General features: G+C 70.1%; 9 protein-coding genes. 6 read left to right on the forward strand and 3 right to left on the reverse strand.

Going from position 1 to position 11,894, the window contains the following annotated elements:
- Window positions 1-103: 103 nt before the first annotated feature.
- Complete coding sequence (locus ACFUJY_RS31510) at window positions 104-1,012, reverse strand: phosphatase PAP2 family protein (RefSeq protein ID WP_383306039.1); 909 nt, start codon at window positions 1,010-1,012, stop codon at window positions 104-106.
- 161 nt (window positions 1,013-1,173) lie between these two features.
- Complete coding sequence (locus ACFUJY_RS31515; protein ID WP_383305906.1) at window positions 1,174-2,238, reverse strand: LacI family DNA-binding transcriptional regulator; 1,065 nt, start codon at window positions 2,236-2,238, stop codon at window positions 1,174-1,176.
- A 371-nt stretch (window positions 2,239-2,609) separates the two neighbouring features.
- Between ACFUJY_RS31515 and ACFUJY_RS31520 the strand changes: the two genes are divergently transcribed.
- The 5 genes from ACFUJY_RS31520 to ACFUJY_RS31540 all read left to right on the forward strand — a co-directional run bounded on the left by ACFUJY_RS31520 (window position 2,610) and on the right by ACFUJY_RS31540 (window position 8,682).
- A complete protein-coding gene (locus ACFUJY_RS31520; protein ID WP_383305908.1) occupies window positions 2,610-3,887 on the forward strand; it encodes an extracellular solute-binding protein in 1,278 nt (425 codons plus the stop codon).
- Between the two features lie 20 nt (window positions 3,888-3,907).
- The gene (locus tag ACFUJY_RS31525) at window positions 3,908-4,924 is read left to right on the forward strand and encodes a carbohydrate ABC transporter permease (RefSeq protein WP_383305910.1); all 1,017 of its coding nucleotides are present in this window, start codon (window positions 3,908-3,910) and stop codon (window positions 4,922-4,924) included.
- Complete coding sequence (locus tag ACFUJY_RS31530; protein ID WP_383305913.1) at window positions 4,921-5,805, forward strand: sugar ABC transporter permease; 885 nt, start codon at window positions 4,921-4,923, stop codon at window positions 5,803-5,805. Before ACFUJY_RS31525 ends, ACFUJY_RS31530 begins: the two co-directional genes overlap by 4 nt.
- Before the next feature lie 94 nt (window positions 5,806-5,899).
- Window positions 5,900-7,627, forward strand: coding sequence for a glycoside hydrolase family 13 protein (locus ACFUJY_RS31535; protein ID WP_383305915.1), 1,728 nt, complete (start codon window positions 5,900-5,902; stop codon window positions 7,625-7,627).
- Entirely contained in the window at window positions 7,612-8,682 is a 1,071-nt protein-coding gene (locus ACFUJY_RS31540) for a LacI family DNA-binding transcriptional regulator (RefSeq protein ID WP_365679488.1), read from the forward strand. The genes ACFUJY_RS31535 and ACFUJY_RS31540 overlap by 16 nt, the downstream gene beginning before the upstream one ends.
- A gap of 109 nt (window positions 8,683-8,791) precedes the next feature.
- On the opposite strand, the gene ACFUJY_RS31545 is transcribed toward ACFUJY_RS31540, so the two are convergent.
- Window positions 8,792-9,613, reverse strand: coding sequence for a hypothetical protein (locus ACFUJY_RS31545; RefSeq protein WP_383306041.1), 822 nt, complete (start codon window positions 9,611-9,613; stop codon window positions 8,792-8,794).
- Window positions 9,614-10,167: 554 nt separating this feature from the next.
- Between ACFUJY_RS31545 and ACFUJY_RS31550 the strand changes: the two genes are divergently transcribed.
- Window positions 10,168-11,886, forward strand: a complete 1,719-nt coding sequence (locus tag ACFUJY_RS31550) for a carbohydrate-binding module family 20 domain-containing protein (protein WP_383305918.1) — start codon at window positions 10,168-10,170, stop codon at window positions 11,884-11,886.
- Window positions 11,887-11,894: the final 8 nt, after the last annotated feature.

An 11,894-nucleotide genomic window follows, 5' to 3' on the forward strand; every position in this document is an offset into this window, starting at 1 on the left:
GGTATTCCCCGCGGGAGCAATCCTGCGGGTGCAGGCCGGGCAACAGCCGGCACCGAGCCCCTCCGGCGATTGAGGAGCGGGGTCCGGGGCGGAGCCCCGGAGGCTAGTGCCGGGTTGCCGCCGGCTCGCGGTGGGGCCGCACCCCCAGCGCGCTGAGGCGAGGACGCCCCGCCTTCGGCGGGATCCACCTGGGCAGCCGGTGCGGCAGCGACCCGTACCACGCGTACGACACCGCGTAGCCGAAGGCCAGGCATGCCATCCCGCCCACCGCGTCCAGCCAGAAGTGGTTCGCCGTCGAGACGATCACCATCAGGGTGACCGCGGGGTACAGCAGCCCGAGGATGCGCGCCCAGGGGGCGGAGGCCAGGGCGAAGACGGTGAGGCCGCACCAGAGGGACCAGCCGATGTGCATCGACGGCATCGCCGCGTACTGGTTGGACATGTTCTTGAAGTTGCCCGACGCCATCGAACCCCAGGTCTGGTGGACCAGGACCGTGTCGATGAAGTGGCCGCCGTTCATCAGGCGGGGTGGTGCCAGCGGGTACAGGTAGTAGCCGAGGAGCGCGACGGCCGTGGTGGCGAACAGGGCCAGCCTGGCTGCCGCGTACCGGCCCGGATGCCGGCGGAACAACCATACGAGCACACTGATCGTGACGATGAAGTGCAGCGTCGCGTAGTAGTAGTTCATCGACACGATGAGCCATGTCACCGAGTTCACCGCGTGGTTGACCGACCGCTCGACCCCGATGCCGAGGAAGCGTTCCACCGACCACAGCCAGTCCGCGTTGGCGAGGGCGGCGGTCTTCTGCTCGGGGACCGCGTTGCGCACCAGTGAGTACACCCAGTAACTCACCGCGACCAGCAGGATTTCGAACCAGAGGCGCGGACGCCGGGGTGACCGGGGGGAGCGCAGCCGGGACACGACGTGATCGAGTGGTCTGTCGAGCGCTCTGCCGAGCCCGTGTGCGCGACCGGACTGCTTGGTGTTCGCCTCGGGAGCCGCCTCGTTCACGATGGGTGACGGGGTGGCCTCCGTGCGGCCTTCCTGTCGTTTCACGCTCAATTCACCCATAGGCACAGAGTCTGCCAGATTTGCCCTCTCTGCCCGATGATCCTCCGGCGGGGCGCGAGTTGCACGTCCGGCGGGGGTGCCCAGGGTGCGCGACGGGCCGGTTACGCCCTCGCGTGCGATCCTGGAAGGGCGGCGGGGGCGGTCGTGTCCTGCCCCGGGCCCGCCGCGGTGGAGCCGCGTACCACCAGCTCCGGCATGAAGACGAACTCGCTGTGCGGGGCGGGCGTGCCGCCGATCTCCTCCAGGAGGGTGCGCACCGCGGCCTGGCCCATCGCCGTCACCGGCTGGCGGATCGTGGTCAGCGGCGGATCGGTGAACGCTATGAGCGGCGAGTCGTCGTACCCCACCACCGACAGGTCGCGCGGGACCTCGCGGGCGAGCCGGCGGGCGGCCCTGATCGCGCCGAGCGCCATCATGTCGCTCGCGCACACCACCGCCGTGCAGCCCCGCTCCATCAGCGCGGAGGCGGCGGCCTGGCCGCCCTCCAGCGTGTAGAGGGAGTGCTGGATCAGCTCCTCGACCTCGTCCGCCGTCAGGTTCAACTGCTCGCGCATCGTGGCGTGGAAGCCCTCGATCTTGCGGAGCACCGGCACGAAGCGCTTCGGGCCGACCGCGAGGCCGATCCGGGTGTGGCCCAGCGACACCAGGTGGGTGACCGCCAGCCGCATCGCCGCCCGGTCGTCCGGCGAGATGAAGGGTGCCTGCACCTTGGACGAGAAGCCGTTGACCAGGACGAAGGGGACGCCCTGGGCGCGCAGTTGCTCGTAACGCCCCATGTCCGCCGAGGTGTCGGCGTGCAGCCCGGAGACGAAGATGATGCCGGAGACGCCCCGGTCGACCAGCATCTCGGTCAGCTCGTCCTCGGTGGAGCCGCCCGGGGTCTGGGTCGCGAGGACCGGGGTGTAGCCCTGCCGGGTCAGCGCCTGCCCGATGACCTGGGCGAGCGCCGGGAAGATCGGGTTCTCCAGCTCGGGCGTGATCAGGCCGACGAGCCCCGCGCTGCGCCTGCGCAGCCGTACGGGCCGTTCGTATCCGAGTACGTCGAGAGCGGCGAGTACGGATTCGCGGGTGGCAGCGGCTACCCCGGGCTTGCCGTTCAGTACGCGGCTGACCGTCGCTTCGCTGACCCCCGCCTGAGTTGCGATATCGGCAAGCCGTGCGGTCATGGCAATGGACTGTACCGGGAGCGGGTCGGATTGCCCACCATGCACAGGAATCGGGCGGGACCGGCCGCCTCGTGGCGCCCGGAGCGGGGCCCCGCCGCGTCCGGCGGCAACATCTTGCAAGCTCTTGCGGGCCCCGCTTGCCGGCTGCGGTCAGATCGTCGCACTGCGGAATCGGGGCTGGTGGGCCTGGTGTGGCAGGGATCGGGGAGTTTCGTCAAGTGGCTTGACGGCAACCTTGAGGACACGCCAATGTAACGATCGCCGGAGCTTGCAGAAATCTTCCGCAAAGTCTTTCGGTCGCCTTTCATCCTTGTTACGTTCACGTCGACCCGGCGCCGCGACGGAGCGGTACGGCAGTTGAAGGAGTTCAGATGCGACGTGGCATAACGGCCACCGCCCTGGTCGCGGCCCTGGCGCTCGCGGCGACCGCCTGCGGCAGCGATGACGACAAGTCCGGCAGCACCTCCAAGGGCTCGGGCGAGCTCTCCGGCACCGTGACGTGGTGGGACACGTCCAGCGTCGGTACCGAGGACAAGGTCTTCAAGAAGATCGCCGAGGGCTTCGAGAAGAAGCACCCGAAGGTCGACGTCAAGTACGTCAACGTGCCCTTCGGTGAGGCGCAGAACAAGTTCAAGAACGCGGCGCAGGCCGGCTCCGGCGCCCCCGACGTGATCCGCTCCGAGGTCGCGTGGACCCCCGAGTTCGCCGACCTCGGCTACCTCGCGCCGCTGGACGGCACGTCCGCGCTGAAGGACCAGGACGACTTCCTGAAGCAGGCCGTGGCCTCCACGAAGTACAACGGCAAGACCTACGCCGTTCCGCAGGTCATCGACTCCATGGGCATCTTCTACAACAAGAAGATGTTCGAGAAGGCGGGCGTGAAGCCGCCGAACACCATCTCCGAGCTGAAGTCGGTCGCCAAGAAGATCAAGTCGAAGACCGGCAAGACCGGCCTCTACCTGCGCGGCGACGACTCGTACTACTTCCTCTCCTTCCTCTACGGCGAGGGCGGCGACCTGGTCGACGCCGGCTCGAAGACGGTGACCATCGACAAGCCCGAGGGCGTCAAGGCGTTCGAGGTCGTCAAGGACCTGGTCGACTCCGGGGCGGCGAAGACCGACGCCACGGACGGCTGGGAGAACATGATGCAGTCGTTCAAGAACGGCGACGTCGCGATGATGATCAACGGCCCCTGGGCGGTGGCCGACACGCTGACCGGTGACCAGTTCACCGACAAGGCGAACCTGGGCGTCGCCCCGGTCCCGTCCGGCTCCGCCGCGCAGGGCGCCCCGCAGGGCGGTCACAACCTGGCCGTCTACGCGGGCTCCAAGAACCTGGAAGCCTCCTACGCCTTCGTCGACTACATGACGTCGGTCGAGACCCAGGCGCAGACCGCCGGCGAGCTGAACCTGCTCCCCACCCGCACCTCCGCGTACGCCAAGCCGGAGGCCGTGGGCAGCGAGATCGTCCAGTTCTTCAAGCCGGTCGTCGAGACCGCCGTCGAGCGGCCCTGGATTCCGGAGACCGGCAGCCTCTTCGCGCCGCTGAACACCGAGTACACCAAGGTGCTCACCGGTCAGACCACGCCGGAGAAGGCCGCCAAGGCCACCGGTGACTCCTACCGCAAGCTCCTCAAGGGCTGGAAGTAACCAGGAAGGCAGGCCGACTGATGGCTGTCCACACCAGCCAGTCGGTGGCGAAGGCCGCGGGCGACGACGTCGCCCGCGGCCGGAGCCGCGGTACTGGCACCCCTCCGCGGCCGGGCGTGCTCCGGCGGGCCTTCTCCGTTCACTGGTACGCCTGGGCCATGGTCGCCCCGGTGGTGATCGTGATCGGCGTGATCATCGGATACCCGCTGGTCCGTGGTATCTGGCTGTCGCTGACCGACGCCAACGAGCGCAACGTCGCCCGCTCCATCGGCGTCAACGACATGCCGGCCACCTACAAGTTCGTGGGACTGGACAACTACGCGGACGCCCTCACCGGCGGTCAGTTCCTCGACACCCTGGTCTGGACCCTGGTGTGGACGGTCTCCTGCGTAGGCATCACCTTCGTGCTGGGCATGGCCCTGGCCAACATCCTGAACCGCAGGATCGCCGGCCGTTCCTTCTACCGCATGGCCCTGATCCTGCCCTGGGCCATCCCCGGCTTCGTCTCGGTCTTCGCCTGGCGCTTCCTCTACAACGAGGAGCGCGGCCTGCTCAACAAGATCCTCGGCGGCGCCGGCATCGACGGCATCCCGTGGCTGAACGACCCCACCTGGGCGAAGTTCTCCGTCATCGCCGTCAACGTCTGGCTCGGCGTGCCCTTCATCATGGTCGCCCTGCTCGGCGGCCTGCAGGCCATCCCGTCGGAGCAGTACGAGGCCGCGGAGATGGACGGCGCGACGGCCTGGCAGCGCTTCCGGCACGTCACGCTGCCGGGACTGCGCCCGGTCTCCACCACGGTGGTCCTGCTCTCCACCATCTGGACCTTCAACATGTTCCCGGTGATCTTCCTGCTCACCCGGGGCGGCCCCGGTGAGTCCACGCAGATCCTCGTCACCCAGGCGTACAAGTTCTCCTTCGAGATCAGCCCGCGCGACTTCGCCCAGTCGTCGACCTGGGGCGTACTGATCCTCGTACTCCTGATGCTCTTCGCCGTGGTCTACCGGCGAGTGCTCCGCACCCAGGGAGACAACTGGTGACCACCGCCGCGCACACCCCCGCCACCGCCCGGCACGCCGGCCGCCCGCCCCGCAAGCGCGGAGAGCGTTCGCCGATCGCGTCCGTGGCCCTGCACCTCACGCTGATCGTCGCCTCGGTGATCGCCGTCTTCCCGGTGCTGTGGGTCCTGCTGACCTCGCTGAAGCCCGCGAAGTACGCCACCACCACGGACTTCTTCCGCGACACGACGATCGAGAACTACACGAACCTGATCAAGGACACCGAGTTCCTGACCTGGTTCGGCAACTCCGTGGTCATCGCGGGGCTCAGCACCGTCCTCGGCGTCTTCGTCTCCGCCACCACGGGCTACGCCGTCAGCCGCTTCCGCTTCCCCGGCAAGCGCGGTCTGATGTGGACCCTGCTGGTGACCCAGATGTTCCCGGTCGCCGTCCTCATCGTGCCGATCTACAACATCATGTCCTCGATGGGCCTGATCAACCAGCCCGCCGGTCTGGTGATCACCTACCTGACGATCTCGGTGCCGTTCTGCGCCTGGATGATGAAGGGCTTCTTCGACACCATCCCGCGCGAGATCGACGAGTCGGGGATGGTCGACGGCCTCACCCCGTTCGGCACCTTCTGGCGGCTCATCCTGCCGCTGGCCAAGCCCGGCCTCGCCGTCACCGCGTTCTACTCCTTCATCACCGCCTGGGGCGAGGTGGCCTACGCCTCCGCCTTCATGGTCGGCGACGAGAACCTGACCCTCGCGGGCGGCCTCCAGAAGTTCGTCAACCAGTACGGCGCCCAGTGGGGCCCGATGACCGCCGCGTCCGTACTGATCGCGATACCCGCGGCCCTGGTGTTCCTGTTCGCGCAGAAGCACCTCGTCACCGGCATGTCCGCCGGAGCCGTCAAGGGCTGAGCACGCCCGTACGACCGCACGCACCAGTCACGGTGGCGCCGGAATCCCGACCCGGTCCCGGCGCCACCCCCCACCCAGACACCCCAGGGACGACATGACCCAGCACCTCGCTGCCCCCTCCACCGGTACGTCCGACGACGCCGCCGGCCACCGCACCGGCTGGTGGCAGGACGCGGTGATCTACCAGGTCTATCCGCGCAGCTTCGCCGACGGCAACGGCGACGGCATGGGCGATCTCGCAGGCGTACGCGGCAGACTCCCGTACCTCAAGGAGCTCGGCGTCGACGCGGTCTGGCTCAGCCCGTTCTACGCGTCCCCGCAGGCCGACGCCGGGTACGACGTCGCCGACTACCGGGCCATCGACCCGATGTTCGGCAGCCTGCTCGACGCCGACGCGCTGATCCGCGACGCCCACGAGCTGGGCCTGCGGATCATTGTCGACCTGGTGCCCAACCACTCCTCCGACCAGCACGAGTGGTTCAAGCGCGCGCTCGCCGAGGGCCCCGGCTCCGCCCTGCGCGACCGCTACCACTTCCGCCCCGGCAAGGGCGAGAACGGCGAACTCCCGCCCAACGACTGGGAGTCCATCTTCGGCGGCCCCGCCTGGACCCGGACCACCGACCCGGACGGCACCCCCGGCGAGTGGTACCTCCACCTCTTCGCGCCCGAGCAGCCCGACTTCAACTGGGAGCACCCGGCCGTCGCCGACGAGTTCCGCTCGATCCTGCGCTTCTGGCTCGACATGGGCGTCGACGGCTTCCGGGTGGACGTCGCGCACGGCCTCGTCAAGGCGGCCGGGCTGCCCGACCTGGGCACCCACGACCAGCTGAAGCTGCTCGGAAACGATGTCATGCCGTTCTTCGACCAGGACGGGGTGCACGAGATCTACCGCAGCTGGCGCACCATCCTGGACGAGTACCCCGACACAATGGGGCCCGCAGGGCCTTCCGCAGAAGGGCGGGGGTGGGCGACGGGTGGGCGGATCGCGGTTGCTGAGGCGTGGACGCCGACCGTCGAGCGCACCGCCAACTACGTGCGCCCCGACGAGATGCACCAGGCGTTCAACTTCCAGTACCTGGCCACCGCCTGGGACGCCGCCGCGCTCCGCGAGGTCATCGACACCTCGCTCGACGCGATGCGGCCCGTCGGTGCCCCCACCACCTGGGTGCTGTCCAACCACGACGTCACCCGGCACGCCACCCGGTTCGCCAACCCCGCGGGCCTCGGCACCCAGATCCGCACCCCCGGCGACCGCGAGCTCGGCCTGCGCCGGGCCCGCGCGGCGAGCCTGCTGATGCTGGCGCTGCCCGGCTCCGCCTACGTCTACCAGGGCGAGGAGCTCGGCCTGCCCGACGTCACCGACCTGCCCGACGAGGCCCGCCAGGACCCCTCGTTCTTCCGGGCCGACGGCCAGGACGGCTTCCGCGACGGCTGCCGCGTCCCGATCCCGTGGACCCGCGAGGGCTCCTCGTACGGCTTCGGTGCGGGCGGCAGCTGGCTTCCGCAGCCCACCGGCTGGGGGGAGCTGAGCGTCGAGGCGCAGACCGGCGTGGCCGGCTCGACCCTGGAGCTGTACCGGGCCGCCATCGCCGCCCGCCGGGCGCACCCCGGTCTCGGCGCGGGCGCCGAGGTGCGCTGGCTGGACGCCCCGGAGGGGCTGCTCGCCTTCGCGCGCCCCGGGTTCGTCTGCACCGTCAACACCACGGGCGCCCCGGTCCGCATCCCCGTACCGGGCACGGCCCTGCTGTCCAGCGCGCCGGTCGCCACCGACGGCGACACGGTCGAGCTGCCCGCCGACACCACGGTGTGGTGGACGGTGTGACGACCGTCCCCCTGCCGCGGGGCCCCGGCGCGGGCGGTGCGCTCAGGCTGTCGGACATCGCCGGTCAGGCGGCCGTCAGCGAGGCGACCGTCAGCCGGGTGCTCAACGGCAAGCCGGGCGTCGCGGACACCACGCGTCAGCGGGTGCTCGCGGCGCTCGACATCCTGGGCTACGAACGGCCCGTGCGGCTGCGGCAGCGCAGCGCCGGGCTGATCGGGCTGATCACCCCCGAGCTGACCAACCCGATCTTCCCGGCGTTCGCCCAGTCCGTGGAGCAGGTCCTCGCCGGGCACGGCTACACGCCGGTGCTCTGCACCCAGCTCCCGGGCGGCGCCACCGAGGACGAGCTGGTCGAGCAGCTGGTCGAGCGGGGCGTCGGCGGCATCGTCTTCCTGTCCGGGCTGCACGCCGACACCTCGGCCGACCCGGCGCGCTACGCCGCGCTGACCGAGCGCGGGGTGCCGTTCGTCCTGATCAACGGCTACAACGAGCGGATCAGCGCCCCGTTCGTCTCGCCCGACGACACCGCCGCGGTGCGGATGGCCGTGAGCCATCTCGCCGAACTCGGCCACCGCCGGGTGGGCCTGGCCATAGGGCCGCAGCGCTATGTGCCCTCGCGCCGGAAGCGGGACGGCTTCGTGGACGCCGCGGTCTCGGTGCTCGGCCTGGACCGCGCGGACGCCGAACTCCTGGTCTGCTCCACGCTGTTCAGCGTCGAGGGCGGCCAGGTCGCGGCGGGCGCGCTGCTCGACCGCGGGTGCACCGGCATCGTCTGCGGCAGCGACCTCATGGCGCTGGGCGTCGTCCGCGCGGCCCGGGACCGCGGGCTCGACGTGCCGCGTGACGTGTCCGTGGTGGGCTTCGACGACTCGCAGCTCATCGCGTTCACGGACCCGCCGCTGACCACGGTCCGCCAGCCGGTCCAGGCGATGGCGGCGGCCGCGGTGGGCGCGCTGCTGGAGGAGATCGGCGGCAGCCCCGTGCAGCGCACGGAGTACGTGTTCCAGCCGGAGCTGGTGGTCCGGGGTTCGACGGCGGCGCTGCGGAGCGCGTGAGCGGGTGGTCGTGAGGGCCGGGTCCGGAGGGGGGACCCGGCCCCTGACGCGTGTCCGGGAGCGGCGGTGCGGTGCCGGCGCGGCATCCGTCCTGCCGATCGGCGCCGGGTCAGCCCTCGCCGTCGCCCTTCTCGAAGAGGCGGACGGTGGACAGGATCTGGCGGATCGTGGCGTCGGACACCTCGTCCTGGACGCCGTGCGCTCCGACGTACGTCCACGAGACGAACTTGCCCTCCGCGTTCTTGAAGGCGAAGGTCACCGCCTTGCCGTCGGTGTCGCACTTGCCCTTCTCCGGCGTCCCGGACGAGGTGACGGTCACGAGGCTGCCCTCGACGCCCGACTTCGTCCGGAACGATTCGGGCTCACCGACCGTGAGGCGCGAGCGGTCGGGCTGGGTGTAGAGGCCGTAGACCCAGGTCTCGGCGGTGTCCTCGGCGGCCTCCGCCGCGCTCCTGGCACCCTGCTCGCCGGTGGTGCCGACCGAGGCGAGCGAGTACGCGTCGGGCGTGCCGTCCTTGCCGTCGTCGGAGGTGCACCACTTCTCCTTGAGGACCGCCGGCGCCATCATCGCGACCAGCGGCTTCTCCTCCGGGTCGTCGTTCTCCGTGACGTAGCTCACCCAGCTCGCGGACTGGCGCTTCCACGAGGCGGGCACGTCGAAGGTGATGCCGCGCTTGGCGTTGACCACGGTGTTCCAGCCGGGGACGAGCGGTTCCGAGCCGCCGCCTCCGCCCCGGGCCGTGCCGTCGGAGCCGGCGGACGCGCTCGCGGACGCCGTGGGCGTCGGCTGCGGACCGGCCTCGTCGTTCCCGTCGCCGCGCAGGGTCAGGTAGCCCACCGCGGCGCAGGCCACGACGACCGCCGCGGAGGCGGCCACCACGGCGACCGTGGTCCGGTTGCGGCGGGGGCGGGGCGGTTCGGGGGTGCTCATGCCGACCGTGGGGGCGGCGTGCCAGTCGGGGCTGCCCCGGCCGGGCTGCGCCGGGGGCGAACCGCGCCGGACGCCCGGCGTGTTCGGCTGATCGGGGGACGACTGCTCTCCTGGCCACATGGGGCGAGCCTAGCCGCGGCCCGGGACCGGTCCGTGGCCCGGGGCGGCCGGTCACAGGAGAGGCACCGGCAGTCGGCCCGGTCGGGCCGGCGGGGAGGTGTGACTGCCGGTGCCTCTCATGTCCTGACCGGTCCGGCCGGCCGGGCGCGTGGGGCCCGGGGTAACGGGACCCCCGGCCGACCGGACCGGAGTCGGGAGAAACGTAACAGGGCTGCAATGTCTTGCGTAAGACCTTGCAGGAAGAAATCCGCGGTATTTCGTGGATGTGAGCAGGCGGTGTCCAAAGGGTTGACCGGGACCTGCCGGGCTCGTACGGTCTCGCTGCGGCAAGGTTTGCATTCTTGCAGCAAGAACCTTCAGGAGCCTTGAGGGCAAGGCGCGTTGCCGATGAGGCTGCACCGTCACCCGCATTTCCCCCACAGCAGGAGGAAAACATGGCCAGCAGACCCCTGTCTGCCGCGCTCGCCCTCGTCGCGGGAGCCGCCGCCCTCGTGGTCCCCGCCACGACGGCCGAGGCGTCCGCCCCGGGCACCAAGGACGTCACCGCCGTCCTCTTCGAGTGGAAGTTCGACTCCGTCGCCCAGGCGTGCACGGACACCCTCGGCCCCGCCGGATACGGCTTCGTCCAGGTCTCGCCGCCGCAGGAGCACATCCAGGGCGGCCAGTGGTGGACCTCCTACCAGCCGGTCAGTTACAAGATCGCCGGGCGGCTCGGGGACCGTACGTCCTTCGCCAACATGGTCAGCACCTGCCACAGCGCGGGCGTCAAGGTGGTCGCGGACTCGGTCATCAACCACATGACCAGCGGTTCGGGCACCGGCACGGGCGGCACCTCGTACACGAAGTACAACTACCCCGGGCTGTACTCCTCGTACGACATGAACGACTGCACCTCCGAGATCAACAACTATCGCGACCGCGCCAACGTCCAGAACTGCGAGCTGGTCGGCCTCGCCGACCTGGACACCGGTGAGGACTACGTACGCGGGAAGATCGCCGGCTACCTCAACGACCTGCTCTCGCTCGGCGTCGACGGATTCCGCATCGACGCGGCCAAGCACATGCCCGCAGGCGACCTCGCCAACATCAAGTCCCGGCTGAGCAACCCGGGCGTCTACTGGAAGCAGGAGGCGATCTACGGGGCCGGCGAGGCCGTCTCGCCCGACGAGTACGCCGGGAACGGCGACGTCCAGGAGTTCCGCTACGCCCGCAGCCTCAAGCAGGTCTTCAACAACGAGAACCTCGCCAACCTGAAGAACTTCGGCGAGGGCTGGGGCTTCATGTCCTCCTCGAAGGCCGCGGTGTTCGTCGACAACCACGACACCGAGCGCAACGGGGAGACGCTGAACTACAAGGACGGCGCCACCTACACGCTCGCCAGCGTGTTCATGCTGGCCTGGCCCTACGGCTCACCCGACGTGCACTCCGGCTACGAGTGGTCCGACAAGGACGCCGGCCCGCCCAACGGCGGCACGGTGAACGCCTGCTACAGCGACGGCTGGAAGTGCCAGCACGCCTGGCGCGAGATCTCCTCGATGGTCGGTTTCCGCAACACCGCGCGCGGTGAGGCCGTCACCGACTGGTGGGACAACGGCGGCGATCAGATCGCCTTCGGGCGCGGCTCCAAGGCGTACGTCGCGATCAACCACGAGGGCTCCTCGCTGACGCGCACGTTCCAGACCTCGCTGCCCGCCGGCGACTACTGCGACGTCCAGTCCGGAAAGGGCGTCACGGTCAACGGCTCCGGCCAGTTCACCGCGACCCTCGGCGCCAACACCGCGCTCGCCCTGCACACCGGCGCCCGCACCTGCGGCGGCGGCTCCACCGACCCGACCGACCCCGGCACGGAGACCGGCACCTCCGGCGCCTCCTTCGGCGTCAACGCCACCACCCGGCTCGGCCAGAACATCTACGTCACCGGCAACCAGTCCGCCCTCGGCAACTGGAACACCGGCAGCGCGCTGAAGCTGGACCCGGCGACGTACCCGGTCTGGAAGCTCGACGTGAACATGCCCGCGGGCACCACGTTCGAGTACAAGTACATCCGCAAGGACGCGAACGGCAACGTGACCTGGGAGAGCGGTGCCAACCGCACGGCCACGGTGCCGTCCTCCGGCAGGGTCACGCTGACCTCGGACGTCTGGCGCGGCTGACCCCGCAA

This window comes from Streptomyces sp. NPDC057249 (assembly GCF_042669245.1).
Taxonomy (GTDB): domain Bacteria; phylum Actinomycetota; class Actinomycetes; order Streptomycetales; family Streptomycetaceae; genus Streptomyces.

Bases quoted from the DNA above. Each gene is read 5' to 3' on its own strand.
- ACFUJY_RS31515 (WP_383305906.1), bottom strand. From the start codon at position 2,238: ATGACCGCACGGCTTGCCGATATCGCAACTCAGGCGGGGGTCAGCGAA.
- ACFUJY_RS31520 (WP_383305908.1), top strand. From the start codon at position 2,610: ATGCGACGTGGCATAACGGCCACCGCCCTGGTCGCGGCCCTGGCGCTC.
- ACFUJY_RS31525 (WP_383305910.1), top strand. From the start codon at position 3,908: ATGGCTGTCCACACCAGCCAGTCGGTGGCGAAGGCCGCGGGCGACGAC.
- ACFUJY_RS31535 (WP_383305915.1), top strand. From the start codon at position 5,900: ATGACCCAGCACCTCGCTGCCCCCTCCACCGGTACGTCCGACGACGCC.
- ACFUJY_RS31545 (WP_383306041.1), bottom strand. From the start codon at position 9,613: ATGAGCACCCCCGAACCGCCCCGCCCCCGCCGCAACCGGACCACGGTC.
- ACFUJY_RS31550 (WP_383305918.1), top strand. From the start codon at position 10,168: ATGGCCAGCAGACCCCTGTCTGCCGCGCTCGCCCTCGTCGCGGGAGCC.